The sequence below is a fragment of the Plesiomonas sp. genome, from assembly GCF_051650925.1.
GTDB lineage: Bacteria > Pseudomonadota > Gammaproteobacteria > Enterobacterales > CAMTGL01 > Plesiomonas.
The window spans coordinates 1-1,041 of sequence record NZ_JBOFRH010000563.1 but is presented as its reverse complement, the minus strand read 5'-3'; the positions used below and the strand labels follow the sequence as shown (position 1 = coordinate 1,041).

The 1,041-nt window shown below is 52.0% G+C and carries 1 protein-coding gene and 1 pseudogene; both read left to right on the top strand.

The window, feature by feature from the left end; translation table 11 throughout:
• Positions 1 to 462, top strand: a pseudogene (locus tag ACRC27_RS13370) (anti-phage deoxyguanosine triphosphatase); the annotation flags it as partial.
• 269 nt (positions 463 to 731) lie between these two features.
• On the top strand, positions 732 to 1,041 hold a 310-nt coding region (locus tag ACRC27_RS13365), incomplete at its 3' end, for a SulP family inorganic anion transporter (protein ID WP_438640107.1).

Genomic DNA, 1,041 nt, shown 5'->3' with positions numbered 1-1,041 from the left:
TCAATCACCGAAAAATTGTTCTGTGGCGAGCACCATAAACGCAAAGATGCGATTGGCGCGCTGGTTAACGCCCTGATCACCGGCATTACCTTGCAGCATGAGCCGCTATTTAGTGAACCGCTACTGGCGTGGAATGCCCAGCTACCGGCACCGCTGCAACAGGTAATTTCGATTCTGGTGCGCTTTGTGAACGACTTTGTGGTGCGCAAAACGGAAGTGCAAATGCTGGAATACCGTGGCCAACAACTAATTATGGAGCTGTTTGACGCTTTCAGCGCCGATCCCGAGCGTTTATTACCACCAGGAACGCGTCAACGCTGGCAACAAAGTCGCGCCGAAGGTCACTCTGGGCTGCGCGTGATCACCGATTATATCTCCGGCATGACCGATGGCTTTGCCCAGCGCACCTATATTCAACTCTTTACACCGGCCAGTACGCTCAGTTTTGACCCACATAACTGAATTCACTGAACGCAAAACTTAATACAGAAGACCGCGCAGTAATTAATTTAAATTCAGTTACATAACCATAGGAACTACCGACGCGACTTAACTGGTCAGTCGCGCCGGTCGCTCTATAATGAGCGATTCAATGCACAATCTATATTAATAACGATCACTCGCCGAGCGCCTGTGACCAAGCGTATTAGCGATTTATTAGCACTAACTCGATAGCCTTAACCTGATAGTCGTGAAATATACCGTTTTCCATTTGGAGCCCTAAACCTGCCATGCCACCAGCCATCGCCCCTCGTCTATTTTTACAATCGTTTCGCCACTGGAAATTCAGCTGGCTGTGGGGGGATGTTGTCGCTGGGGTATCAGTTGCGGCCATTGCCTTGCCAGCCCAAATGGCGACCGCCCATCTGGCGGGCATGCCGCCGCTCACCGGCATCTACGCATTTATTGCCGCCGCTATCGGCTTTGCCATTTTAGGCGCGAACCGCTATCTGTCTGGCGGCGCTGACTCCACTATCGCACCAATTTTTGCCTCTGGCCTGTCACTGATGGCCGTAGCCGGTACGCCGGAATACGCGCATC